The organism is Pimelobacter sp. 30-1 (assembly GCF_018831735.1).
Classification (GTDB): Bacteria; Actinomycetota; Actinomycetes; order Propionibacteriales; family Nocardioidaceae; genus Nocardioides.
The window spans coordinates 546272-570224 of sequence record NZ_NHTS01000003.1 but is presented as its reverse complement, the minus strand read 5'-3'; the positions used below and the strand labels follow the sequence as shown (position 1 = coordinate 570224).

The window sequence follows — 23953 nt, the reverse complement described above, 5'->3', positions numbered from 1 at the left end:
GCTCAGGCGTCGGGGCCGTCGGGCGGCTGTTGCTGCTGCTGACGCCGCTCCTGGCGGCGCTTGCGCTCGAGGTCGCGCAGGAACGACTCGTCGTCGTCCGGCGCCACCGGGCGAGCCGGCGGCCGCGGCTTGCTCGGACCGCGGGGCGTCGGCGTACCGCCGTGCCCGCGGTCCTGCATCCAGCGCACCGCCAGGTAGGTCGCGGCTGCGAACACGAGGACGACGAGCAGGAGCTTCACCCCTCCAGGGTAGGCGCCCCCCGGTAGCGATGGACGCGGAGTCCCGATGTCCGTCGCCGGCGGCCCGCGACCTACCCTGGTGGGGTGAAGGAGTTCTGGATCTACACCGGTCTGCGGCTGGGACTGTTCGTCGGCGCGTTCTGCATCGTGTTCGGCGTCTGGTACGCCGTGGCCGACTCCGTGACGCTCGTCTGGGTGGCGGTGATCGCCTTCATCATCAGCGGCGTCGCGTCGTACGTCCTGCTGGAGCGGCAGCGCAACGCCTTCGCGGCCAAGGTCGAGGGGCGCGCCGGACGGATCTCCGAGCGCTACGAGAACCTGCGGGCCAAGGAAGACGAGGACTGAGCCAGAGGGCGCGAGCGCGTCGCTCCTGCGTCGCGCCGCGCTGCCGCGCCGCGGTCGAGGCGTGAGCCGGACGGGGTCGTCCGGCGGCCAACGGTCGGCGCGAGCGCGAACCTCGGCCTTCGTCGGCTCCGGTTGCTCGTTCCTCGCGCCCTGCGCCTCCTGGATCGAGGTTCCCGCCGCTGCCTTGCTGAGCCGGGTCAGTGACCGCTCAGGCGGCGCCGACGACGAGCCCGACGCCCGCCAGGAGCGCCCAGACCAGCTCGGCGACCCCGGTCTTCTGCAGCACCGGGATCAGTCCCGGGCCCTGGGCGCCGCCCAGGACCGTCCGCGCGGCCGTGCCGGCGGGGAGCAGGAAGCCCAGCCCGAGCAGCGCCCACCAGGTGGTGAGGGCGGCGACGGCGACGAGGGCGACGGCGGCGAGGGCGACGAGGACCCCGTAGAACACCCGGGTACGACGGTCGCCCAGCCGGACCGCGAGGGTCATCTTGCCCGCCACCGTGTCGGTGGGGATGTCGCGCAGGTTGTTGGCGACGAGGATCGCGCAGGCCAGGGCGCCGACGCCGGCGCCGGCCGCGAGCGAGGCCCAGCCGGGGGTGCCCCAGGCGGTGGTCTGCACCCAGGTGGTGCCGACGACGGCGACGAGGCCGAAGAAGACGAACACCATGACCTCGCCGAGCCCGAGGTAGCCGTAGGGCTTCGAGCCGCCGGTGTAGTACCAGGCGGCGACGACGCTGATCGCGCCCACGAGCACGAGCCACCACGAGGTGGTCGCGGCGAGGACCAGGCCGGCCACGGCGGCGACGCCGAAGGACAGGAAGGCCGCCCGCTTCACGGCGGCCGGGGTCGCGAGGCCGGAGCCGACCAGGCGGAGGGGGCCGACGCGCTCGTCGTCGGTGCCGCGGATGCCGTCGGAGTAGTCGTTGGCGTAGTTGACGCCCACCTGGAGCGCGAGGCTGACCACGAGTGCCAGCAGCGCCTTCCACCAGACCAGCTCGTCGGCGTACGCCGCGACGGCGGTGCCGGCGAGCACGGGCGCGATCGCGGCGGGGAGGGTGCGGAGCCGGGCGCCGGAGATCCAGTGGGCAGCAGTAGCCATAACGCTCGATTCAAGCAGGTTGCGCGGTGTCGACGCCCATCCGGGTCAGGTGCCGCTCGGCGGCGCGTGCGGCGGGATGGATGGCGACGGCCGCGACGGCGACGATCGTGGCGATGACGATCCAGCCGGGGGTGCCCCACTCCATCGCCAGGAAGGTGTACGCCGCGGGGGCCCAGACCGTGCCGAGGGTGTAGCCGAGCTGCGAGACGCCCTGGTACTCCCCGCGCCGGGCCGGGTCGGAGAGCTCGGCCTGCAGCCCCCACTCGCCGGCGGACTGGAAGAGCTCGGCGCCGGTCACGGTGACGTGACCGATCCACACGAGCAGGATCGTCACCCAGCCGACGGTGTCGTGGGTGACGAGCACGATGCCGCAGGAGAGCACGAAGAAGTACGCACCGCGGCGCTGGGCGCGCAGCGAGTCGGCGACGGTGGTGATGCCGCGGGCGGCGGCGACCTGGAGCAGGACCGCCATCACGGTGTTGGTGCCGAACAGCCAGGCGAGCAGCACCCGCGGGGCGTCGGTCTCGGAGACGAGCCACAGGGGGATGACGACGTTGAGGAGCACCTGGTGGGTGCCGAGGACGCCGCCGCAGACCGACATCGCGACGTACCCCTTGTTGCGCAGGGCGCTGCGCTTGTCGCCGGCCTCCTCGAGGACCGCCTCCAGGGGCGCCTCCTCGGTGTGGTGGATCGCGGCGGGCAGGCGGGCGACGAGGACCGCGTTGAGCACCAGCAGCCCGGCGGTGACGAGCGGGACGGCGCGGATCATGGTGTCGTCGTTGGTCGCCAGTGCGAGTCCGGCGAGCAGGGCGCCGAAGGTGTAGCCGACGTTGCGGGCGGCGCGGAAGTAGGCGTTGGACGCCACCCGCTCCTCGCGGGGGAAGACGTCGAAGCGGTAGGCGTTGCGGGCCGAGCGGCTCGCGGAGGAGACGTTCTCGAGCACGATCATCATCAGGATGAAGGCGCCGAGCCCGCCGATCGCCAGCCAGGCGAGGTAGAGCAGCGCCTCGACCAGCGAGGAGATCGCCCAGACCCGCTTGGCGCCGTACCGGTCGCCGAGCTTGCCCAGCGGTACGGCGAGCGCGAACGTCACGGCCCCCGCGATGCTCAGGCCCAGGCCCACCTGGGCCGCGCTCAGCCCGACGATCTGGGTGAAGAAGACCGCGCTGCCGGTGAGGAACACCCCGTCGCCGAAGGCGGACAGCACCGACTGGGTGGACAGCCGGCGAACGAGGGGCGTCGGTCCGGCGAGGCGTACGAGCCACCTCACGCGGCGACCTCCTCGTGCTCGTGGGTCCAGTTCCGCTGCGCGAAGGAGTGCGCCATGCGGACCGACGGTCCCATGCCGACCGTCGCGAGGACGATGATCCCACCGATGACGAGCCAGCCCTCGGCGCCCCACTCCAGGGCGAGGAAGGTGTAGAGCGCCGGCGCCCAGCGGCCGCCGAGGGCGCCGAAGATCTCCTTGACGCCCTGGTACTCGCCGCGCCGCCGCGGGTCCATCAGCTCGGCCTGGAACGACCAGCCGGCCGCCGAGACCGCGACCTCGGCACCGGTCACGGTGACGTGCCCGACCCAGACCAGCAGCACGGTGATCAGGCCCACCGTCGAGTGGGTGACCATCGTGATCAGGCAGGAGACCACGAAGAACGCCGAGGAGATCCAGATCGCGCGCATGCCGTCGCGCAGGGTCCGCACCCCCCGCGCCGTGTACGCCGGCAGGAAGATGCACAGCACCGTGTTGGTCGCGAACAGCCAGGCGAGCAGCACGTGCGGCGCATCGGTCGCCTCGACCAGCCACAGCGGGATCACGATGTTGAGCAGCACCTGGTTGGTCCACAGCGTGCCGAGGAAGAAGCTGGTCAGGATCCAGCCCGGGTTGCGCATCGGCCCCGGCCCCTCGGGCCGCACCCGCGCCTCGCCGCTCGCGACCCGCAGGTCGTGGGGCGCATCGGGCAGCCGGGTGATCCAGTAGGCGTTGGCCAGCAGCAGGACCGCGGTGAACACCGGCGTCCAGCGGATCACGGTGAGGCTGTCGAAGGCGAGCGCGACACCGCCGATGATCGCGCCGAGCGTGAAGCCGACGTTGAGCGAGGAGTACATGTAGGCCTGCGTCTCGACCCGCTCCTTGGTCGGCAGCACGTCGAGGACGTAGGCGTTGCGGGCCGCGGTCGCGGCGGACTCGAAGGCAGCGAACGCGACGGCCACGGCGACGTACTCGAGGAAGGAGCCGACGAACGGCAGCGCCAGGAAGCACGCGACGCGCCCCAGGTTGCTCAGGGCCCACATCCGCTTGGGACCGAACCGGTCGACGATGCGGCCGGCGGGGTAGGCGAGCAGGAACTCCGCGACGCCCGCGATGGTGATCGCCAGGCCGACCTTGCCGGCGGACAGGCCGACCACCTGGGTGAGGAAGACCGCGCTGCCGGTGTTGAACGCGCCGTCGCCGGTCGAGAACAGCACCGACTGGACGGCGAGGCGCCGCGACAGCGGCGTGGGCGGGATCAGGCGGCGGAGGGCAGCAGGCATGCTCGCGCCCCGGCCCGAGACGGGAGTGCTCATCGGGGAGATTCTCCGCCTGGGCGATAGCGTCTGTCAGGTGGATTTCTGGACGGCGCGCGGCGAGCCCGGTGAGGTCGTCGACCGGCTGCGCCGCTGGCTCCTCGACCCGCCCCCCGGCGACGCCTCCGGGCTGGTCGTGGAGACCTCCGGATCGACCGGTACGCCGAAACGCGTGCTGCTCTCCCGCGCGGCCGTGCTGGCCTCGGTGCGGGCCTCCGCGGCCCGGCTCGGGGCGAGCGGACCGTGGGTGCTGGCGCTGCCGCCGACCTATGTCGCCGGGGTCCAGGTGCTCGCCCGCTCGCTCGTCGCGGGGCACCCCCCGACGCTGCTGGAGCGCGACGGCTGGCCCGACGGTGAGGACTGGTTCGTGTCGCTGGTGCCGACCCAGCTGACCCGGATGCTCGACGATCCCGTCGACGCGGTCGCACTGCGGCGGGCGCACACCGTGCTGCTCGGCGGCGGACCGATCGGGGCGGGGCTGCGGGCGCGGGCGGCCGAGGCGGGCGTGCGGGTGGTGGCGACGTACGGGTCGGCGGAGACCGCCGGCGGCTGCGTGTACGACGGCCTGCCGCTCGACGGCGTCGCCGTGGCACTGGGCGAGGGCGGCCGGATCCGGCTGGCCGGACCCACGCTCTTCACCGCGTACGCCGGGCAGCCCGAGCTGACCCGCGAGGTCCTCGTCGACGGCTGGTTCCGCACCTCCGACGCGGGCCGGATCGACGACGACGGTCACCTGGTGGTGATCGGCCGGGTCGACGACGTCATCGTCACCGGCGGGCTCAACGTGCCCGGCCCGGCCGTGGCCGAGCGGCTGCGCGCGCACCCCGAGGTGAGCGCGGCCGAGGTGCTCGGCGTACCGGACCCGGAGTGGGGCAACCGCGTCGTCGCGTTCGTGGTCGGCCCGCCGGGGCTCGACGACCTGCGCGACTGGGTCGCCGCGGCGCACGCGCGGGCGTGGGCGCCGCGCCAGGTGGTCCGGCTCGACGCGATCCCGCTGCTGGCCAACGGCAAGCCCGACCGCCAGGCGCTGCTCCGTGCGGCCGTCGAGGAGGCGGGCCGGTGAAGGTCGTCGCGATCCCGATGCGCACCCGCTTCCGCGGGATCACCGTCCGCGAGGCGGCGCTGCTGCGCGGGCCGGGCGGCTGGGGGGAGTGGAGCCCGTTCTTGGAGTACCCCGCCGACGTCGCCGAGCCCTGGCTGCGCTGCGCGGAGGAGGCGGCCGCCGGTGACTGGCCGGCCCCCCTGCGCGACCGGGTCCCCGTCAACGTGACCGTCCCGGCGGTCGACCCCGAGCGGGCGCACGCGATCGTGCGCGCCGGTGGCTGCCGGACCGCCAAGGTCAAGGTCGCCGAGCCCGGCCAGAGCACGGCCGACGACGAGGCGCGGGTCGAGGCGGTCCGCGACGCGCTCGGGCCCGACGGACACATCCGGATCGACGCCAACGGCGCCTGGTCGGTCGACGAAGCGGTCGCCGCGATCGGACGGCTCGACCGGGCCGCCGGCGGCCTGGAGTACGCCGAGCAGCCGGTCGCGAGCGTCGAGGACCTGGCGCTGGTGCGCCGCCGCGTCGCCGTACCGATCGCGGCGGACGAGTCGATCCGCCGCGCCGAGGACCCCTACCGGGTGCGCGACCTGGAGGCGGCCGACATCGCGGTGCTCAAGGTGCAGCCGCTCGGCGGGGTCCGGGCCTGCCTCGAGATCGCCGAGCGGATCGGCCTCCCGGTGGTCGTGTCGAGCGCGCTGGAGACCTCCGTCGGCATCGCCGCCGGCGTCGCGCTGGCGGCGGCGCTGCCCGAGCTGCCCTACGCCTGCGGCCTGGCCACGGTGCAGCTCCTGACCGCCGACGTGGTCGCCGAGCCGCTGCTGCCGGTCGACGGCGCGCTGCCCGTACGACGTCCCAAGGTCGACGTCCAGCAGGTCGGCCTGCTGGGCGCGGCCCCCGACCGGCTCGCGCACTGGGAGGCCCGGCTCGCCGAGGTGCGCGCTCTGCGCGAGGATCTGGGGTCATGACCACCTCCTCCGCCTCGTCCGCTGCCGAGCTCGCGGACGCGCTCGTCGCCTGGCTCGGCCGGGCCGGCGTCACCGAGGTGGTCGTCGCCCCCGGCTCGCGCAACGCTCCGCTCGCGCTGGCGCTCTGGGCCGCGTCCCAGCAGGACGGCGGACCGCGGCTCCACACGCGCATCGACGAGCGCACCGGCGGCTTCCTCGCCCTCGGGCTGACCCGCTCGGGCGCGCGCGCCGCCGTGCTCACCACGTCGGGGACCGCCGTCGCCAACCTGCACCCCGCCGTCCTGGAGGCAGTGCACTCCGGCGTCGGCCTCGTCGTCGTCTCGGCCGACCGGCCCGCCCGGCTGCGCGGCACCGGCGCCAACCAGACCACCGACCAGGTCGGCATCTTCAGCCCGTTCGTGATCACCCGGGACGTCGCCACGGTCGCCGAGCTCGACGCCGTCGCCGCCGGGTGGGACGAGGTCGTGCACCTCAACGTCCAGCTTGACGCGCCGCTCGTGCCCGACGCCCCGGTGCCGGCCCCGCCGCTCGCCGCCCCTGTCGTGTCCGCCCCGTCGCGCCGGCCGTCCGGTCCGGCGACCCTGCTCCCGCGCGGACCGCGCACCGTCGTGGTCGCCGGCGACGACGCCGGCCCGCCCGCCCGTCAGCTCGCCGAGGCCGCGGGCTGGCCGCTCCTGGCCGAGCCGACCAGCGGTGCCCGGACCGGTGACCACGCGCTGCGGACCTACCGCCTGCTGCTCGGCACCGGCCTCGGCCGCCGGATCGAGCGGGTCGTGGTGTTCGGGCGGCCCACGCTGTCGCGGCCGGTGACCCTGCTCCTGGAGCGCGGCGACGTCGAGGTGCTCGTCGTCGCGGGTCGCGGTGCCTGGCCGGTGCGGCCCGCCGGGTCGGTCCCGGTCACCGCGCCCTCCTGGGCCGGCGACGAGCCCGACGACCCGGCCTGGCTCGACGCCTGGCGGGCGGCCGACCGCGAGCTCGGGCTGCGGATCGACCGGCTGCTGGCCGCGGAGCCCGCCCTCACGCCGTACGACGTCGCGGGGGTCACGCACGCCGCGCTCCCCGCAGGCGGACTGCTCGTGGTCGGCGCGTCCAGCCCGGTCCGCGACCTCGACGTCATGGTCCGCCCGCCGGCCGTCGGCACCCGCCGCAAGGTGATCGCCAACCGTGGCCTGGCCGGGATCGACGGCACCATCAGCACCGCCGTCGGCGCCGCGCTCGGCCGCTCCGGATCCACCCGCAACCTCGCCCTGATGGGCGACCTGACGTTCCTGCACGACCAGACCGGTCTGGTGCTCGGCCCCGAGGAGCCGCGCCCCGACCTGACGATCGTCGTCCCCAACGACGACGGGGGAGCGATCTTCTCGATGCTGGAGCAGGGCGCGCCCGCGCACGCGGCGTCGTTCGAGCGGCTCTTCGGCACGCCCCACGGCACCGACCTGTCCGGGCTGTGCGCGGCGGCGCGGGTCCCGCACCTGCGGGTCACCTCGCGGCCCGAGCTCGACCAGGCGCTCGCCATGCCCAACGGTGGTATCGAGGTCGTCGAGGCGGTGGTCTCCCGGACCGGCCGCCGGGACCTCGACGCCCGCATCCGCGGCCTGGCCGCGGACCTTCCCGGGACCGACTGAGGAGACACCGCCCATGGAGATCGCCTTCCTGCTCGTGGCGATCGCCATCACCGTGCTGACGGTGACGGCGATCTCCGAGCGCTTCGAGGTGCCCGCCCCGCTGACGCTGGTGGTCGTGGGCGTCGCGGCGTCGTACGTGCCCGGGGTGCCGGAGATCCGGCTGGAGCCCGAGGTCGTGCTGCTGGGCCTGCTGCCGCCGCTGCTCTACTCGGCGGCGGTCAACACCTCGCTCGTCGACTTCAACGCCAACCGGCGGCCGATCCTGCTGCTGTCGGTGGGGCTCGTGGCGTTCACGACGTTCGGTGTCGCGGCCGTCGTACGGGTGGTGATCCCGGAGATCGGCTGGCCCCTCGCGCTCGCCATCGGCGCGGTGGTCGCGCCGCCGGACGCGGTCGCGGCGACCGCGATCGGACGGCGGATCGGCCTGCCCCGGCGGATCGTCACCATCCTCGAGGGCGAGTCGCTGCTCAACGACGCGAGCGCCCTCGTCGCCCTCCGCACGGCCGTTGCGGCGCTCGGCACCACGGTGACCGCGTGGCAGGTGGGTGGCGACTTCGTGATCGCCGCGGGCGGTGGCGTGCTCGTGGGCGGCCTGGCGTTCGTCATCGTCGGCTTCCTGCGCAAGAAGGTCACCGACCCCCTGCTCGACACCGCCATCTCGCTGGTGATCCCCTTCGCGGCGTACATCGTGGCCGAGGAGTTCCACGCCTCCGGCGTGGTCGCCGTCGTCGTGGCGGGCCTGCTGCTCGGCCACGTCGCTCCGGTGCTGCAGACGGCGCCGTCGCGGATCGCCGAGCGGACCAACTGGCGCACGCTGGCGTACGTCCTCGAGAACACCGTCTTCCTGCTCATCGGCCTCCAGGCCGACTGGCTGCTCGGCGAGGTCGGCGACAGCGAGTTCGGCGTCGGCACGATCGTCGCCGCGTGCGCCGCCGCGTTCGTCGCGGTCGTCGTGCTGCGGCTGGTGTGGGTGTTCGCCTCGCGCTACCTGCTGCTGCGCCCGGGACCGGACCCGGTCACCGGCGAGAAGGCCTCGTGGCGCTACTCGTTCCTCATCGGCTGGGCCGGGATGCGCGGCGTGGTCACCCTGGCGGCCGCCTTCACGGTGCCCGAGCACACCGAGCACCGCGAGGTGCTGCTCATCATCGCGTTCACCGTCGTGGCCGGCACCCTGCTCGGCCAGGGCATGACGCTGCCCTGGGTCGCCCGCAGGCTGCGGGTGCCCTCGCCCGACCCGCACGACGACGCCCTGGCTCGCGCCACGCTGCTCCAGCAGGCCGCCAAGGCGGGCATCCACCGCCTCGACGAGCTCGCCGCCGACACCGACGACCCGCACCACGTCCGCGAGCTAATCATCCAGCGCATCGAGCAGCGCAACTTCGCCGCGTGGGAGCGGCTCGGCACGACCGAGGGCGAGGAGAGCCCGAGCGACCTCTACTCGCGCTGGCGCGGCGACATGATCGAGGCCGAGCGCCGCCGGGTGCTCGAGATCCGCTCGACGGGCTCGGTGCCCTCCGAGATCGTGAGCGAGGTGCTCGCCATGCTCGACGTCGAGGAGTCCATGCTGGACGCCGCCGAGGCCGCCCGCGCCGAGCTGCGCACCACCGCCAGGGCCCCCGCGCGCGACGGCTGCGAGCACCTCGCCCAGGCGCCCCTCCTCGACCCGCCCGCCGAGCTCGCGTGCGCCGACTGCCTCGTCGAGGGCACCCGCTGGGTCGCCCTGCGGATGTGCCTGTCCTGCGGTGAGGTCGGCTGCTGCGACTCCTCGCCGAGCCGGCACGCCACGGCGCACTTCCGCGAGACCCAGCACCCGGTCATGCGCTCGGTCGAGCCGGGCGAGGACTGGCGGTGGTGCTTCGTGCACCACCAGACCGGCTGATCGGGAGCGGACTACCGTTGGTCCCATGCGACTGACGAAGTTCGGCCACTCGGCAGTACGGATCGAGCACGAGGGCACCACCGTGGTCCTCGACCCCGGCGTCTGGAGCCAGCGCGAGTCCGTCGAGGGCGTCGACGCGGTGCTCATCACCCATGAGCACGTCGACCACTTCCACCCCGACAACCTGCGCGCGACCGACGCGCCGATCTACACCATCTCGGCCGTGGCGGCCCAGATCCGCGACGTGGCGCCCGACGTCGCCGAGCGGGTGCACGTCGTACGGCCCGAGGAGACCTGGTCGATCGGGACCATCGGCGTCCGCGCGGTCGGCGAGCTGCACGCGGTCATCCACCCCGAGCTGCCGCGCTTCGACAACAGCGGCTACCTGCTCGACGTGGGGGACACCACGGTGTTCCACCCGGGCGACGCGCTGACCGGGCCCGGCGTACCGGTGGACGTGCTGCTGGCCCCCGTGTGCGCCCCGTGGATGCGGGTGAGCGAGGGCGTCGAGTTCGCCCGCGGGCTCGGCGCCGCGCGCAATGTCGCCATCCACGACCGGGTGTTCTCGCCCGAGGGGCTCGGCATCGTCGACCTGCAGTTCGGCCGCTTCCTCGAGGGCGCGGGCCTGGAGTACCGCCGGCTGGCCGACGGCACCGACCTCTGACCCGTTCGGCTCGTTCTCAGGTGGACCGGGCATGATGGCCCGATGCCGATCGCTCGATCCACCATCGCCGGCGCCGTCACGGGCGTCCTCCTGCTCGGCGGAGCCGTCGGCTTCGCCGTCGGCCTGCCCAAGGTCTCCGAGGACCCGGGCGCAGCGGCCTCCGCCGGTGACCTGCCGAAGCTCCCGGACCGGCTCGACGACCGGATGGTCGCGCTGTCCAAGATCACGGCCAAGGACGCCGGCACCACCAACCCCGAGGACATCAAGGCGATCGAGCAGATCGCGAACGCCGCCTCCGACGGCGACACCAAGGCGACGAGCAACCTCGGGTCGATCTACGGTCCCTCCGAGGTCCGCGCCTACATCGACGTCAAGGCGATGGCCCAGGCCACCGCGCAGAGCGCCCCGGCCCAGATCGCGGTGACCGTGACCGGCGGCCCCACCGGCCTGGTCATCCCGAACGGCCCGTTCGAGATCAGCCAGAACGGCGGCGGCCACTACGAGCTGCGCGAGGTCGGCGGCCACCGCTGCGCCGTCGCCTGGCAGCAGCCGACCGACCCGACCACCGGGATGCCGGTCGAGGGCGACATCCCGCCCGGCAGCTATCAGACCGAGTGCCGTGCCGAGCGCGGCGGCCTCACCTACGACGTCTACGCCTCGGGCCTGACGCCGGACGAGATCGCGCACTACCTCGACCTCGTCCTGGAGAAGACCGGCGCCGACGCCTAGCCCCCGGCGCCCTCAGCTCCAGTAGATGACGACCTTGTCGCCCAGCGCGACCTGGTCGAACAGCCACGCCACCGCGCCCTGGTCGCGGACGTTGACGCACCCGTGCGAGGCGCCGTTGTAGCCGTGCGCCGCGAAGTCGGGGGAGTAGTGCACGGCCTGCCCGCCGGAGAAGAACATCGCGTAGGGCATGGACGTGTGGTACAGCGTCGAGACGTGGTCGCGGCTCTTGCGCTGGATCGCGAACACGCCCTCGCGGGTCGGCAGCTCGGCCGAGCCGAACCGGACGTCGACGGTCTTGCGGACCGTCCCGTCGACCACCCAGCGCAGCGTGCGGCTCGACTTGTCGATGCACAGCACGCGCCCGGTCTGGCAGCGTGCGTCGAGCGGGCCGGGCGTGTTGCCGCCGGTGCTCGGCGGCGGCTGGTTCGTCAGCTCGGCCCGGGTGGGCTCGCGGGTCATCGCCTCGAGCCGGTCGAGCGTGCGCCGGTCGACCTTGCCGGTGACCTCGAAGCCGCGCTTGGCCTGGAAGCCGCGCACCGCCTCGGTCGTGACCGGGCCGTACTTGTCGGTGACGTCGCCGCTGAACCAGTCGATCTGCTTGAGCCGGGCCTGGATCTCGCGCACCTGGGGGCCGGTGTCGCCGGGCGAGAACAGCGCCGGACCGGCCGGCGGGGGACCGGGGTCCTTGCTCGGGGTCTTGCTCGGCTCGTCGCCGGGCTCGTCGCTCGGGGTGTCGCTGGGGGTGTCGCTCGGCTCGGCCGCCGGGTTGCCGATCGGCCGGGTGCCGGGCTGGTCGGTGGCCTGAGCGCCGGGCTGGTGGACCCGCGTGGGGCCGTCGGCCTGGGGGGAGTGCTCCCACGGGAGCTTCTCGCCGCGCACGGCCCAACCGACGCCGTACGCCAGGACGGAGCAGAGCGCCGCGATCACGGTGACGACCGTGATCCGGCGAGCGATGCGCAGCTTTGTCTTCATGCTCAGGTAGACGCTGCAGGCGGCCGGTTGGTTGCGCGCGATTTCACGCGGCTAGGCTGCCGCGGTGGCCCGTGCAGAGCTCGACAAGCAGCCCGCCGACGTTCGACGGATGTTCGACACTGTCGCGCGGCGCTATGACCTGACCAACGACATCCTCTCGTTCGGGCAGGACCGCCGCTGGCGACGCGAGGTCCTCGCCGCCGTCGACCCGTCGTACGGCGACCGGGTGCTCGACCTCGCGGCCGGTACCGGCACCTCCAGCCAGCCCTTCCGCGACGCCGGGGCGGACGTCGTACCGTGCGACTTCTCGATCGGCATGCTCCAGGTCGGCAAGAAGCAGCTGCCGCACCTGCCCTTCACCGCCGGCGACGGCACCAAGCTGCCCTTCCGCGACGCGACCTTCGACGCCGTCACGATCTCGTTCGGCCTGCGCAATATCGTCGACCCCCTCGCCGGCCTCGCCGAGATGCGCCGGGTCACCAAGCCCGGCGGCCGCCTGGTCGTGTGCGAGTTCAGCCACCCGACGTGGTCGCCGTGGCGCACCGTCTACATCGAGTACCTGATGAAGGCGCTCCCCGCCGTCGCCCGCACCATCTCCTCGGCCCCGGACGCCTACGTCTACCTCGCCGAGTCCATCCGCGCCTGGCCCGACCAGCGCGGCCTCGCGGACCTGATCGGAGAGGCGGGCTGGCAGAAGCCGCAGTGGCGCAACCTCTCGGGCGGCATCGTGGCGATGCACCGGGCGACCGCCTGACAGAGCCCGCCGGGCCCCCTACGCTCGCGCCCATGCAGGCCCTCCGCGCCGACTGGACCCCCACCGCGGCCGAGTCGAAGGCGTACGCCCGCGCGGCGGCGCTCCTCTGCGTGCGCACGTACGCCGCGCTGATCCTGGTCGGTGGCTTGATCGGTGCAGCGGCGGTCGCTTACCTGCTCGAGACGGACTTCGTCGCGGTCCTGGCGCTGTACGTCGTCCTCCAGGTCGTCGTGATCGGCCGGCAGTGGCGGCGGATCGCCCGGCAGCTCGCGGCCGACTTCCCGCCCGGCCTGCCGGCCGCGGCCGAGGCGAGCGAGGCCGGGCTCCGGATCGTGCACCCACACGCGGTCTGCGCGTACCCCTGGAGCCGGCTGAGCGCGCCGCGGGTCGCGCCGGCGTACGTGTCGTGCAAGGACGAGGTGACCCGCGGCCGCTTCCTGTTCCCGCGCCAGCTCTTCCCGGACGCCTGGCTCGCCCACGTCAGCCGACCCGACGAGGCCTGAATCCGACCCGACCTGCAACCTCGAAGGCTCAAACCTGCGACTTCGAGGGGCGAACCCTGCTACTTCGGCGGGGGCTGATTTTCGCAACCCTCTCGTGCGCTAAATCCCCAGGTCAGGCGCGGTTTTCGAGGTGACAGGCGGGGCGGGTGTGGCATTGCCCACCCCCCTGTGACGGGCCCGTTCCGGGGTGGCAGTATGTGTTCCACGCCACTAGTGATTCTGTTCACAAGATCACGAGAGGGAGGCTCATGGAGCTCTACACGCCGGTGCTCGTCCTGGCGGCCCTGGCCGCGTTGTTCGCGGTCGGATCGGTCGCCATGAGCACGATGGTGGGGCCGCGGCGCTACAACCGCGCCAAGTCCGACTCCTACGAGTGCGGCATCGAGCCGACGCCGCAGGCGTTGAGCGGCCGCTTCCCGGTGAAGTACTACATCACCGCGATGCTCTTCATCGTCTTCGACATCGAGATCATCTTCCTCTACCCCTGGGCCGTCCGCTTCGACGCGATGTCCTGGTTCGGGCTGATCGAGATGGTCCTGTTCATCGCCACCGTCTTTGTCGCGTACGCCTATGTGTGGCGCCGCGGCGGATTGGACTGGGACTGACCCATGGGCATCGAGGAGAAGCTCCCGAGCGGAGTCCTGCTGAGCACGGTCGAGGGGTTGGCCGGCTACATGCGCAAGGCCAGCTTCTGGCCGGCGACGTTCGGCCTGGCCTGCTGCGCGATCGAGATGATGACCAGCGGTGGGCCCAAGTACGACCTCGCGCGCTTCGGCATGGAGGTCTTCCGGGCCAGCCCGCGCCAGGCCGACCTGATGATCGTCGCGGGCCGGGTGAGTCAGAAGATGGCGCCCGTCCTGCGCCAGATCTACGACCAGATGGCCGAGCCCAAGTGGGTGCTGGCGATGGGCGTGTGCGCGAGCAGCGGCGGCATGTTCAACAACTACGCGATCGTCCAGGGCGTCGACCACGTCGTTCCGGTCGACATGTACCTGCCCGGCTGCCCGCCGCGGCCGGAGATGCTGATTGACGCGATCCTCAAGCTCCACGACAAGGTCCAGCACGACACCCCCTTCGGCGCGAACCGCGCGGCCAAGATCCGCGAGCTCGAGGCCGAGGCGCTGGTGGCGCTGCCGACCGGTGACCAGCGAGGACTGCTGCGATGAGCGACGAGAACGTTCCCGCCGAGGCCGAGGCGACCCCGGCCGAGGTCGAGGTCGAGGTCCGCGCGGTCGGTGAGCGGCGCGGCATGTTCGGGGTCGAGGGCTCCGGCGACACCAGCGGGTACGGCGGCCTGGTTGCCCCCGTGGTCCTGCCCGGTGCCGCGCAGCGGCCCTACGGCGGCTGGTTCGACGGGGTGGCCGACCGGCTCGACCCGCTGATCGAGCAGGTGGTCATCCACCGCGGCGAGATCACCTTCCACGTGCGCCGCGAGCACCTGCTCGAGGTCGCCCAGAAGCTCCGCGACGACCCGGACCTGCGCTTCGAGCTGCTCTCCGGCGTCAGCGGCGTGCACTACCCGGGCGACACCGGTCGTGAGCTGCACGCGGTCTACCACCTGATGTCCTTCACCTGGAACCGCCGGATCCGGGTCGAGGTGGCCGCGCCCGACAGCGACCCGCACGTGCCGAGCCTGGTGCCGATCTACCCGGCGGCCGACTGGCACGAGCGCGAGACCTGGGACATGTTCGGGCTCCAGTTCGACGGTCACCCGGCCCTGACCCGGATCCTGATGCCCGACGACTGGCCGGGCCACCCGCAGCGCAAGGACTACCCCCTCGGCGGCATCCCCGTCGAGTACAAGGGCGCGACCGTCCCGCCGCCGGACCAGCGGAGGAGCTACCACTGATGAGCACCGACCAGGACTTCTACGCCGACGGCGCCGACACCGCGGACGGCAAGGTCTTCACCGTCTCGGGCCAGGACTGGGACGAGATCGCGGCCGGCATGGGCGACAACGACGCCGCCGAGCGCGTCGTCGTCAACATGGGCCCGCAGCACCCGTCGACGCACGGCGTGCTCCGGCTGATCCTCGAGATCGAGGGTGAGACGGTCACCGAGGCCCGCTGCGGCATCGGCTACCTGCACACCGGCATCGAGAAGAACATGGAGTTCCGCTCCTGGACGCAGGGCGTCACGTTCTGCACCCGGATGGACTACCTCTCGCCGTTCTACAACGAGATGACCTACGTGCTGGGCGTCGAGCGGCTGCTCGACATCGAGGACGAGATCCCCGAGAAGGCCCAGGTCATGCGGGTCCTGCTCATGGAGCTCAACCGGATCTCCTCCCACCTGGTGTGCATCGCCACCGGTGGCATGGAGATCGGCGCCCTGACCGTGATGACGATCGGCTTCCGCGAGCGCGAGCTGGTGCTCGACCTCTTCGAGCTCATCACCGGCCTGCGCATGAACCACGCGTTCATCCGTCCCGGTGGCGTCGCCCAGGACATGCCGCCGGGTGCGCTCGACCAGATCCGCGACTTCGTCGCGCTGATGAAGAAGCGCCTCCCCGAGTACGCCGCCCTGTGCAACGCGAACCCGATCTTCAAGGCCCGCCTCGAGAACGTCGGCCACCTCGACCTCGAGGGCTGCATGGCGCTGGGCCTCACCGGCCCGGTCCTGCGCAGCACCGGCTACGGCTTCGACCTGCGCAAGGCCCAGCCCTACAGCGGCTACGAGACCTACGACTTCGACGTGCAGACCTGGGACACCGCCGACTCCTACGGCCGGTTCCGGGTGCGCCTCAACGAGATGTGGGAGTCGCTGCGGATCGTCGAGCAGGCCGCCGACCGACTGGCCCGGCTCGAGGGCGCGCCGGTGATGGTGGGCGACAAGAAGATCGCCTGGCCTAGCCAGCTCTCCATCGGCAGCGACGGGATGGGCAACAGCCTCGACCACATCCGCCACATCATGGGGGAGTCGATGGAGGCGCTGATCCACCACTTCAAGCTGGTCACCGAGGGCTTCCGGGTGCCGGCCGGCCAGGCCTACGTGCCGGTCGAGTCGCCACGCGGCGAGCTCGGGGCGCACGTCGTCTCCGACGGCGGCACCCGTCCCTTCCGGGCGCACTTCCGCGACCCGTCGTTCAACAACCTCCAGGCGATGGGCGTGATGAGCGAGGGCGGCCAGATCGCCGACGTCATCGTCGCCATCGCGAGCATCGACCCGGTCATGGGAGGCGTCGACCGATGAGCACCCAGCCCCTCGACGACAAGACGATCGCCGAGCTGCGCGAGATCGCGGCCCGCTACCCCGAGCCGCGCTCGGGCCTGCTGCCGATGCTGCACCTGGTGCAGTCGGCCCAGGGCCGGATCACCCCCGAGGGCATCGAGGCCTGCGCCGCGATCCTCGAGATCAGCGCGGCCGAGGTCAACGGCGTCGCGACGTTCTACACGATGTACAAGCGCCACGGCGTCGGTGACTTCCACGTCGGCGTCTGCACCAACACCCTGTGCGCGGTGATGGGCGGCGACGCGATCTTCGAGCGGCTCAAGGAGCACCTCGAGATCGGCAACGACGAGGTCGCCGTCCAGCGCCAGGGCGACTCCCGCACCGTCAGCCTCGAGCACATCGAGTGCAACGCCGCCTGCGACTACGCGCCGGTGATGATGGTCAACTGGGAGTTCATGGACAACCAGACCCCCGAGTCGGCGGTCCAGGTGGTCGAGGCGCTGCGCGCCGGTCACGAGGTGAGCTCGACCCGCGGGCCGCGGCTCTGCACCTGGCGCGAGGCCGAGCGCGTGCTCGCCGGCTTCCCCGACGGCCGCGCCGACGAGGGACCCACCGCGGGCCCTGCGTCCCTGGCCGGCCTCCAGATCGCCCGTGAGCGCGGGTGGACCGCCCCCGACCCGGCCGCGCTGCCGGCCGTCGAGGCCGCACACAAGGACGGTGACGCGTGAGCGACGTGCTGACCCCGGTCCTCACGGACACCTGGGACGCCGAGCAGGGCTGGAAGCTCGCCGCCTACGCCGCCAAGGGCGGCTACACCGCCCTCGACGTCGCGTTCGGCCAGAGCCCCGACGACGTCATCGCCACGGTCAAGGACAGCGGCCTGCGCGGCCGCGGCGGCGCCGGCTTCCCGACCGGCATGAAGTGGTCCTTCATCCCGCAGGACAACCCCAAGCCCAAGTACCTCGTCGTCAACGCCGACGAGTCCGAGCCGGGTACCTGCAAGGACATCCCGCTGATGATGGGCAACCCGCACGTGCTCGTCGAGGGCGTGATCATCAGCTCCTACGCCATCCGCGCCAACAAGGCGTTCATCTACATCCGCGGCGAGGTCGTCCACGTGATCCGCCGGGTGCAGGCGGCGGTGGCCGAGGCCTATGCCGCGGGCCACCTCGGCAAGAACATCCACGGCTCGGGCTACGACCTCGACGTCGTCGTCCACGCCGGCGCCGGTGCCTACATCTGCGGCGAGGAGACCGCGCTCCTCGAGGGCCTCGAGGGCCGCCGTGGCCAGCCCCGACTGCGCCCGCCGTTCCCCGCCGTGGCCGGTCTCTACGCCAGCCCGACCGTCATCAACAACGTCGAGTCGATCGCCTCGGTGCCCGCCATCGTCAAGAACGGCGCGGCCTGGTTCGGTGCGATGGGCACCGAGAAGTCCAAGGGCCACGGCATCTTCTCGCTCTCGGGCCACGTGCAGAAGCCCGGTCAGTACGAGGCGCCGCTCGGCATCACGCTGCGCGAGCTGCTCGACCTGGCCGGCGGCGTCCGCGAGGGCCACCAGCTCAAGTTCTGGACGCCGGGCGGCTCCAGCACGCCGCTGCTGACCGCCGAGCACCTCGACGTGCCGCTCGACTTCGAGGGCGTCGGCGCGGCCGGCTCCATGCTCGGCACCCGCGCGCTCCAGATCTTCGACGACACCGTCTGCGTGGTGCGGGCGGTGCTGCGCTGGACGGAGTTCTACAAGCACGAGTCCTGCGGCAAGTGCACCCCGTGCCGCGAGGGCACCTGGTGGCTGGTGCAGGCGCTGACCCGGCTCGAGAACGGTCAGGGCGCCGAGGCCGACCTCGACCAGCTGCTCGACCAGTGCGACAACATCCTGGGCCGCTCGTTCTGCGCGCTGGGCGACGGCGCGACGAGCCCGATCTCCAGCTCGATCCAGTACTTCCGCGACGAGTACCTCGCCCACCTGAGCCACGGCGGGTGCCCCTTCGACCCCGCGACGTCGACGGCCTGGGCCGGCCAGGAGGTGACGGCATGAGCGCCCCCGAGATCGAGAAGACCGACCTGGTCACCGTCACCATCGACGGCATCCAGGTCAGCGTCCCCAAGGACACGCTGGTGATCCGCGCCGCCGAGCAGGTCGGCGTCCAGGTGCCGCGCTTCTGCGACCACCCGCTGCTCGCGCCCGTCGGTGCCTGCCGGCAGTGCCTGGTCGACGTACCGGACGCGGGCAACGGGCGCGGCTTCCCCAAGCCCCAGGCCTCGTGCACGCTGCCGGTCGCCGAGGGCATGGTGGTCAACACCCAGGTCAGCAGCCCGGTCGCCGACAAGGCGCAGCAGGGCGTGATGGAGCTGCTCCTCATCAACCACCCGCTTGACTGCCCGGTCTGCGACAAGGGCGGCGAGTGCCCCCTCCAGAACCAGGCGATGTCCAACGGCCAGGGTGAGTCGCGCTTCTCCGACGACCGCAACCGCGGCGTCAAGCGGACCTTCCCCAAGCCGATCAACCTCTCGCCCACGGTGCTGCTCGACCGTGAGCGCTGCATCGTGTGCCAGCGCTGCACCCGCTTCGCCGACGAGATCGCGGGCGACCCGTTCATCGCGCTCGTCGAGCGCGGTGCCCAGCAGCAGATCGGCATCGCCGAGGACGCGCCCTTCCTGTCGTACTTCGCGGGCAACGTCATCCAGATCTGCCCCGTCGGCGCGCTGACCTCCGAGCAGTACCGCTTCCGCTCCCGGCCCTTCGACCTGGTCTCCACGCCGGGCGTGGCCGAGCACGACGCCTGTGGCTCCGCGATCCGGGTCGACCACCGCCGCGGCAAGGTCCTGCGCCGCCAGTCCGGTGACGACCCGGCGGTCAACGAGGAGTGGATCACCGACAAGGACCGGTTCGCCTTCGCCTACGCCCAGGCCGACGACCGGATCACCTACCCCCAGGTCCGCGACGACGACGGCAGCCTGCGGCCCGCGTCCTGGCCCGAGGCCTTCGCGGTCGCCGCCCGCGGCCTGGCCGAGGCCAAGGCCGGCGCCGGGGTCGGCGTGCTGACCGGCGGCCGGCTCACCGCCGAGGACGCCTTCGCCTACGCCAAGCTCGCCCGGGTCGCGCTCGGCACCAACGACATCGACTTCCGCGCCCGGCCGCTCTCGGCCGAGGAGACCGACTTCCTGGCCAGCCACGTCGTGCTGACCGGGCCCGAGTCCGGCGCCGTCACGTACGCCGACCTCGAGTCCGCCGCCAAGGTCGTGCTCGTGGGCCTGGAGCCCGAGGACGAGGCCGGCGCGATCTTCCTGCGCCTGCGCAAGTCCGTGCGTGCGGGGGGCACCGAGGTGGTCGCGCTCGCGCCCTTCACCACCCGCGGCCTCGACAAGGTCGCGGGCCGCCTGGTCCCGACCGTGCCGGGCGACGAGCCCGCCGCACTGCGCGCGCTGGCCGGCGAGCTCGACGCCACCAGCGTCCTGCTCGTGGGGGAGCGGCTCGCCGTCGTCCCCGGTGCGCTCAGCGCCGCCGCCGAGGTGGCCGCGGCCACCGGCGCCCGGCTGGCCTGGGTGCCGCGCCGCGCGGGTGACCGCGGTGCGATCGAGGCCGGTTGCCTGCCGACCCTGCTGCCCGGCGGCCGTCCGGTCGCCGACGCCGGCGCCCGGGTCGACGTCGCCACCGCCTGGGGCGTCGCCGGCCTGCCCGAGACGCCCGGCCGCGACGCCGACGCGATCGTCGCCGCACTGGTCGCCGGTGAGCTGAGCGGCTTGGTCGTCGCCGGGGTCGACCCCGACGACACCGCCGATCCGGCCGCCACCCGGGCGGCCGTCGCGGCGGCCGGCTTCGTGGTCGCGCTCGACCTGCGGCGTACCGAGGTCACCGATGCGGCCGACGTGGTCTTCCCCGTCGCCCCGACCACCGACAAGTCCGGCACGTTCGTCAACTGGGAGGGGCGGGTCCGCCCGTGGGCGGCCGCGCTGCACAACCCGGCCTCGCTGCCCGAGCTGCGCGCACTGTCCGGCATCGCCGACGAGCTGGGCGCCCCCCTGGGCTTCCGCACCGTCGACGAGGTCCGTACCGAGATGGCCCAGCTCGGCCTGTGGGACGGCGCCCGCGCCGCGGCCCCGACGGTCGCGGCGTCCGGCCCGGCCTCCGGCACGGCGCTGTCGACCTGGAAGCAGCTGCTCGACAACGGCTCGCTCCAGGACGGCGACAAGTACCTCAAGGCGACCGCCCGTACGCCGGTCGCCCTGGTGCCACCGGCCCTGTACGACGAGTTCGGGCCCACCGTCACCCTCACCGGTGACCGCGGGTCGATGACGCTGCCCGCCGAGATCTGCGACGACCTGGTCGCCGGCACCGTCTGGGTGCCGGCCAACTCGGTCGGCAACGGCGTCCTGGCCGACCTGGCCTCCCCGGGTACCGGGGTCACCGTCTCCGGAGCGGAAGGGGTGCACGGATGAGCGACGCGCTGAGCGCGTTCGGCAACGATCCCTGGTGGGTGATCGGGCTCAAGGCGCTGCTGATCTTCGTGATCCTGGTCTTGCTGACGCTCTTCAACATCTGGTGGGAGCGCCGGGTCGTGGCCCGGATGCAGCACCGGATCGGCCCCAACGTGCACGGCCCCTTCGGCCTGCTGCAGTCGTTGGCCGACGGCGTCAAGCTGGCCTTCAAGGAGGACCTGATCCCCAAGGCCGCCGACAAGGTGGTCTTCGTGCTCGCGCCCGTCATCGTGGTGGTGCCGGCGTTCGTGACCTTCAGCGTCATCCCGTTCGGGCCCGAGGTGAACTTCTTCGGGCACCAGACGCCGCTCCAGCTCACCGACATGCCGGTCGCGGTGCTCTTCGTGATGGCGATCGCCTCGATCGGCATCTACGGCATCGTGCTCGGCGGCTGGTCGAGCGGGTCGACGTACTCGCTCCTCGGCGGGCTGCGCTCCAGCGCCCAGATGATCTCCTACGAGGTCGCCATGGGCCTGGCCCTGGTCGCCGTCTTCATGTACGCCGGCTCGATGTCGACCAGCGACATCGTGGCCGCCCAGGACAACCTGTGGTTCGGCCTGATCCTGCTGCCGTCGTTCATCATCTACTCGATCGCGATGGTCGGTGAGACCAACCGGGCGCCGTTCGACCTTCCCGAGGCCGAGGGCGAGCTGGTCGGCGGCTTCCACACCGAGTACTCCAGCCTCAAGTTCGCGCTCTTCTTCCTCGCCGAGTACATCAACATGGCGACGGTCTCGGCGCTGGCGACCACGCTCTTCCTCGGCGGCTGGCGCGCGCCGTTCTGGATCGACGAGTTCTGGGCCGGCGCCAACGAGGGCTACTGGCCGGTGCTGTGGTTCTTCGGCAAGGTCCTGTTCTTCATCTTCATCTTCATCTGGCTGCGCGGCTCGCTGCCGCGGCTGCGCTACGACCAGTTCATGGCGTTCGGCTGGAAGCGCCTCATCCCGATCTCGCTGGTCTGGATCGTCGCCGTCGCCACGATGCGGGTCGCCCGCAACGAGGGCGTCTTCGACGAGGGCTTCGGCAGCAACCCGCAGTTCTGGCTGATCGTGATCGGCGTGCTGCTGGCGGTCCTGCTGCTCACGTTCTTCCTGCCCGAGAAGGACGCCGACGAGGTGGCGCCGACGAGCGCCGCGCCTCGCACCGGCGGCTTCCCGGTGCCGCCGATGCCCGCGGGCGGAGCGGTCCGCGGCGCCGCCGCGCCGTTGGTGTTCCGCTCCGAGGCCGACCGAGAGGTGAGCAATGGCTGACAAGCCCACGGACCAGAGCCAGCAGGGCCCCACGCTCAAGGAGCAGCTGTGGGACCCGGTGGCCGGGTTCGGCGTCACCTTCCGGACGATGTTCCGCAAGGTCGTCACCGAGCAGTACCCCAAGGAGAAGCTGCCCACGGCACCGCGCTTCCACGGCCGGCACCAGCTCAACCGCTGGCCCGACGGCCTGGAGAAGTGCGTCGGCTGCGAGCTGTGCGCCTGGGCCTGCCCGGCCGACGCGATCTACGTCGAGGGTGCCGAGAACGTCGACACCCCCGATGCCGACGGGAACTCCCAGCGCTACAGCGCCGGTGAGCGCTACGGCCGGACCTACCAGATCAACTACCTGCGCTGCATCCTGTGCGGGCTCTGCATCGAGGCGTGCCCCACGCGGGCGCTCACGATGACCAACGAGTACGAGCTCGCCGACGACAGCCGGGCCAGCCTGATCTACGAGAAGTCCGACCTGCTCGCCCCGCTGCTGCCCGGCATGGACCAGCCGCCGCACCCGATGCTCCTCGGCACCGACGAGGACTACTACCGGGGCGAGTTCAAGGAGGACCGGTCGTGATCGCGTTCTGGGTGCTCGCGCCGATCATGGTGGTCGCCGCGCTGGGCCTGCTGTTCGTCCGCAAGGCCGTGCGCGCCGCGCTGCTGCTGGCGGTCGTGATGATCAGCCTCGCGGTGCTCTACGCCGTGCTCGAGGCGCCGTTCCTCTTCGCGGTCCAGATCATCGTCTACACCGGCGCGATCCTGATGCTCTTCCTGTTCGTGCTCATGCTGGTCGGCGTCGATGCCTCCGACTCGCTGGTCGAGACGATCAAGGGCCAGCGCGCGCTCGCCTGGTTCGTCGGTCTGGTGTTCGTGGTGACGCTCGTCGTCGCGCTCACCCAGCTGACCTTCACCAGCTCCGCAGGGCTCGACGAGGCCAACCGGGGCGGCAACGTCCAGGCGCTCGCCGACCTGCTCTTCTCGCGCTACGTCTTCATCTTCGAGGCCACCAGCGCCCTGCTCATCACCGCCGCGGTCGGCGCGATGGTCCTGGCTCACCGCGAGCGGCTCACCCCCCGCAAGACCCAGGCCGACCTGGCCGCCGAGCGGATCCGGGCCTACGGCGAGACCGGTGCCCACCTCGGCCCGCTGCCTCCGCCGGGCGTCTACGCCCGCCACAACGCGGTCGACACCCCGGCGCTGCTGCCCGACGGCAGCCCGGCGCCGGCGTCGGTCTCACGGGTGCTCGCGGCCCGCGGCACCATGCAGGCGACCGGCCTGACCGACATCGAGGCGATCAAGTCGCAGCTCGGTGTCGACGAGGCCGACAGCGACGAGGCCAAGGAGGAGTCCGATGACTGAGTACGTCGTCCTGAGCGCCATCCTCTTCACGATCGGCTCGATCGGGGTGCTCACCCGCCGCAACGCGATCGTGGTGTTCATGTGCGTCGAGCTCATGCTCAACGCCTGCAACCTCGCCTTCGTCGCGTTCGCCCGCCAGCACGGCAATCTCGACGGCCAGGTCGCGGCGTTCTTCGTCATGGTCGTCGCCGCAGCCGAGGTGGTGGTCGGCCTCGCGATCATCATGACCATCTTCCGGACTCGTCGCTCGGCCTCGGTCGACGACGCGAGCCTGCTGAAGTTCTGAGAGGTCCTGGCCAGTGAACGCACTCTCCGCGCTGTCCCT

At 72.3% G+C, this 23953-nt stretch carries 25 protein-coding genes; 20 read left to right on the top strand and 5 right to left on the bottom strand.

Annotated elements, in window-relative coordinates; genetic code table 11:
- Nucleotides 1-2 precede the first annotated feature (2 nt).
- A complete protein-coding gene (locus CCO04_RS08130; RefSeq protein WP_215813588.1) occupies nucleotides 3-239 on the bottom strand; it encodes a hypothetical protein in 237 nt (78 codons plus the stop codon).
- 84 nt (nucleotides 240-323) lie between these two features.
- Here CCO04_RS08130 and CCO04_RS08125 point away from each other — a divergent pair, with 84 nt between their 5' ends.
- A complete protein-coding gene (locus CCO04_RS08125; RefSeq protein ID WP_215813587.1) occupies nucleotides 324-584 on the top strand; it encodes a DUF4229 domain-containing protein in 261 nt (86 codons plus the stop codon).
- 208 nt (nucleotides 585-792) lie between these two features.
- Here the strand turns inward: CCO04_RS08125 and CCO04_RS08120 are convergent, their stop codons facing one another.
- Genes CCO04_RS08120 through CCO04_RS08110 form a run of 3 tightly spaced genes read right to left on the bottom strand, consistent with a single transcriptional unit; the run spans nucleotide 793 to nucleotide 4242 of the window.
- On the bottom strand, nucleotides 793-1680 hold the full coding sequence (locus CCO04_RS08120; RefSeq protein ID WP_215813586.1) for a 1,4-dihydroxy-2-naphthoate polyprenyltransferase: 888 nt from the start codon (nucleotides 1678-1680) through the stop codon (nucleotides 793-795).
- 10 nt (nucleotides 1681-1690) lie between these two features.
- Nucleotides 1691-2950, bottom strand: a complete 1260-nt coding sequence (locus CCO04_RS08115) for an MFS transporter (RefSeq protein WP_215813585.1) — start codon at nucleotides 2948-2950, stop codon at nucleotides 1691-1693.
- The gene (locus CCO04_RS08110) at nucleotides 2947-4242 is read right to left on the bottom strand and encodes an MFS transporter (protein WP_252372846.1); all 1296 of its coding nucleotides are present in this window, start codon (nucleotides 4240-4242) and stop codon (nucleotides 2947-2949) included. Before CCO04_RS08110 ends, CCO04_RS08115 begins: the two co-directional genes overlap by 4 nt.
- A gap of 37 nt (nucleotides 4243-4279) precedes the next feature.
- Between CCO04_RS08110 and CCO04_RS08105 the strand changes: the two genes are divergently transcribed.
- From CCO04_RS08105 to CCO04_RS08080, 6 genes are read left to right on the top strand one after another with little or no spacing between them, the layout of a single operon-like run.
- Nucleotides 4280-5305 carry an AMP-binding protein gene (locus tag CCO04_RS08105; protein ID WP_308281153.1) on the top strand — a complete coding sequence of 342 codons (1026 nt, stop codon included), beginning with the start codon at nucleotides 4280-4282 and terminating at the stop codon, nucleotides 5303-5305.
- Nucleotides 5302-6252: an o-succinylbenzoate synthase gene (locus CCO04_RS08100; protein WP_215813583.1), complete on the top strand. Its 951-nt coding sequence runs from the start codon at nucleotides 5302-5304 to the stop codon at nucleotides 6250-6252. Before CCO04_RS08105 ends, CCO04_RS08100 begins: the two co-directional genes overlap by 4 nt.
- On the top strand, nucleotides 6249-7877 hold the full coding sequence (gene menD / locus CCO04_RS08095) for a 2-succinyl-5-enolpyruvyl-6-hydroxy-3-cyclohexene-1-carboxylic-acid synthase (protein ID WP_215813582.1): 1629 nt from the start codon (nucleotides 6249-6251) through the stop codon (nucleotides 7875-7877). The genes CCO04_RS08100 and menD overlap by 4 nt, the downstream gene beginning before the upstream one ends.
- Nucleotides 7878-7890: 13 nt before the next feature.
- Nucleotides 7891-9756 carry a Na+/H+ antiporter gene (locus CCO04_RS08090; RefSeq protein WP_215813581.1) on the top strand — a complete coding sequence of 622 codons (1866 nt, stop codon included), beginning with the start codon at nucleotides 7891-7893 and terminating at the stop codon, nucleotides 9754-9756.
- Nucleotides 9757-9781: 25 nt separating this feature from the next.
- On the top strand, nucleotides 9782-10420 hold the full coding sequence (locus tag CCO04_RS08085; protein ID WP_215813580.1) for an MBL fold metallo-hydrolase: 639 nt from the start codon (nucleotides 9782-9784) through the stop codon (nucleotides 10418-10420).
- A 42-nt stretch (nucleotides 10421-10462) separates the two neighbouring features.
- A complete protein-coding gene (locus tag CCO04_RS08080) occupies nucleotides 10463-11149 on the top strand; it encodes a hypothetical protein (protein WP_215813579.1) in 687 nt (228 codons plus the stop codon).
- A gap of 12 nt (nucleotides 11150-11161) precedes the next feature.
- Here CCO04_RS08080 and CCO04_RS08075 read toward each other — a convergent pair whose 3' ends face one another.
- Nucleotides 11162-12121, bottom strand: a complete 960-nt coding sequence (locus tag CCO04_RS08075) for a L,D-transpeptidase family protein (protein WP_215813578.1) — start codon at nucleotides 12119-12121, stop codon at nucleotides 11162-11164.
- A 64-nt stretch (nucleotides 12122-12185) separates the two neighbouring features.
- On the opposite strand from CCO04_RS08075, the gene CCO04_RS08070 reads away from it, so the two are divergent.
- The 13 genes from CCO04_RS08070 (at nucleotide 12186) to nuoK (ending at nucleotide 23914) form a co-directional block, all read left to right on the top strand.
- Entirely contained in the window at nucleotides 12186-12875 is a 690-nt protein-coding gene (locus tag CCO04_RS08070) for a demethylmenaquinone methyltransferase (protein ID WP_215813576.1), read from the top strand.
- A 32-nt stretch (nucleotides 12876-12907) separates the two neighbouring features.
- Nucleotides 12908-13378: a hypothetical protein gene (locus CCO04_RS08065; RefSeq protein WP_215813575.1), complete on the top strand. Its 471-nt coding sequence runs from the start codon at nucleotides 12908-12910 to the stop codon at nucleotides 13376-13378.
- 248 nt (nucleotides 13379-13626) lie between these two features.
- Nucleotides 13627-13983: an NADH-quinone oxidoreductase subunit A gene (locus CCO04_RS08060; protein WP_215813574.1), complete on the top strand. Its 357-nt coding sequence runs from the start codon at nucleotides 13627-13629 to the stop codon at nucleotides 13981-13983.
- A 3-nt stretch (nucleotides 13984-13986) separates the two neighbouring features.
- A complete protein-coding gene (locus CCO04_RS08055; RefSeq protein WP_215813573.1) occupies nucleotides 13987-14544 on the top strand; it encodes an NADH-quinone oxidoreductase subunit B family protein in 558 nt (185 codons plus the stop codon).
- The gene (locus CCO04_RS08050; RefSeq protein ID WP_215813572.1) at nucleotides 14541-15227 is read left to right on the top strand and encodes an NADH-quinone oxidoreductase subunit C; all 687 of its coding nucleotides are present in this window, start codon (nucleotides 14541-14543) and stop codon (nucleotides 15225-15227) included. The genes CCO04_RS08055 and CCO04_RS08050 overlap by 4 nt, the downstream gene beginning before the upstream one ends.
- Complete coding sequence (locus CCO04_RS08045; protein WP_215813571.1) at nucleotides 15227-16570, top strand: NADH-quinone oxidoreductase subunit D; 1344 nt, start codon at nucleotides 15227-15229, stop codon at nucleotides 16568-16570. The genes CCO04_RS08050 and CCO04_RS08045 overlap by 1 nt, the downstream gene beginning before the upstream one ends.
- Entirely contained in the window at nucleotides 16567-17277 is a 711-nt protein-coding gene (nuoE, locus tag CCO04_RS08040) for an NADH-quinone oxidoreductase subunit NuoE (protein WP_215813570.1), read from the top strand. Before CCO04_RS08045 ends, nuoE begins: the two co-directional genes overlap by 4 nt.
- Entirely contained in the window at nucleotides 17274-18584 is a 1311-nt protein-coding gene (gene nuoF, locus CCO04_RS08035; RefSeq protein WP_215813569.1) for an NADH-quinone oxidoreductase subunit NuoF, read from the top strand. The genes nuoE and nuoF overlap by 4 nt, the downstream gene beginning before the upstream one ends.
- Nucleotides 18581-20986: an NADH-quinone oxidoreductase subunit G gene (locus CCO04_RS08030; RefSeq protein WP_215813568.1), complete on the top strand. Its 2406-nt coding sequence runs from the start codon at nucleotides 18581-18583 to the stop codon at nucleotides 20984-20986. Before nuoF ends, CCO04_RS08030 begins: the two co-directional genes overlap by 4 nt.
- Nucleotides 20983-22275 (top strand): NADH-quinone oxidoreductase subunit NuoH, encoded by a 1293-nt coding sequence (nuoH, locus tag CCO04_RS08025; RefSeq protein ID WP_215813567.1) that lies wholly within the window; start codon nucleotides 20983-20985, stop codon nucleotides 22273-22275. The genes CCO04_RS08030 and nuoH overlap by 4 nt, the downstream gene beginning before the upstream one ends.
- Nucleotides 22268-22846, top strand: coding sequence for an NADH-quinone oxidoreductase subunit NuoI (nuoI, locus tag CCO04_RS08020; protein WP_215813566.1), 579 nt, complete (start codon nucleotides 22268-22270; stop codon nucleotides 22844-22846). The genes nuoH and nuoI overlap by 8 nt, the downstream gene beginning before the upstream one ends.
- Nucleotides 22843-23628 (top strand): NADH-quinone oxidoreductase subunit J, encoded by a 786-nt coding sequence (locus CCO04_RS08015; RefSeq protein ID WP_215813565.1) that lies wholly within the window; start codon nucleotides 22843-22845, stop codon nucleotides 23626-23628. Before nuoI ends, CCO04_RS08015 begins: the two co-directional genes overlap by 4 nt.
- Nucleotides 23621-23914 (top strand): NADH-quinone oxidoreductase subunit NuoK, encoded by a 294-nt coding sequence (nuoK, locus tag CCO04_RS08010; protein WP_028657221.1) that lies wholly within the window; start codon nucleotides 23621-23623, stop codon nucleotides 23912-23914. The genes CCO04_RS08015 and nuoK overlap by 8 nt, the downstream gene beginning before the upstream one ends.
- Nucleotides 23915-23953 lie beyond the last annotated feature (39 nt).